This window comes from Saccharopolyspora rectivirgula DSM 43747 (genome assembly GCF_000497205.1).
Taxonomy (GTDB): Bacteria; Actinomycetota; Actinomycetes; order Mycobacteriales; family Pseudonocardiaceae; genus Saccharopolyspora; species Saccharopolyspora rectivirgula.
In genome coordinates, this window is sequence record NZ_AYJW01000157.1 from 1 (window position 1) to 365 (window position 365).

At 67.1% G+C, this 365-nt stretch carries 1 protein-coding gene; it reads right to left on the bottom strand.

What is annotated here, in order from left to right:
• Nucleotides 1-365 (bottom strand): Hsp70 family protein (locus SREC43747_RS0119355; RefSeq protein WP_029723013.1); only part of this gene is annotated, 365 nt, incomplete at both ends.

A 365-nucleotide genomic window follows, 5' to 3' on the forward strand; every position in this document is an offset into this window, starting at 1 on the left:
CTTGTTGTGCGCCGCGATCTCGCGCTCACCCTGGTAGACCTGGATCTGCACCGACGGCTGGTTGTCCTCGGCGGTGGTGAAGGTCTCCGAGCGCTTGGTCGGGATCGTGGTGTTGCGCTCGATGAGCTTGGTCATGATGCCGCCCTTGGTCTCGATGCCCAACGACAGCGGCGTGACGTCCAGCAGCAGGACGTCCTTGACCTCACCCCGCAGCACACCGGCCTGCAGGCTGGCGCCCACGGCCACGACCTCGTCCGGGTTGACGCCCTTGTTCGGCTCCTTGCCACCGGTGAGGTCCTTGACCAGCTCGGTCACCGCCGGCATGCGGGTGGAGCCGCCCACCAGCACCACGTGGTCGATGTCGC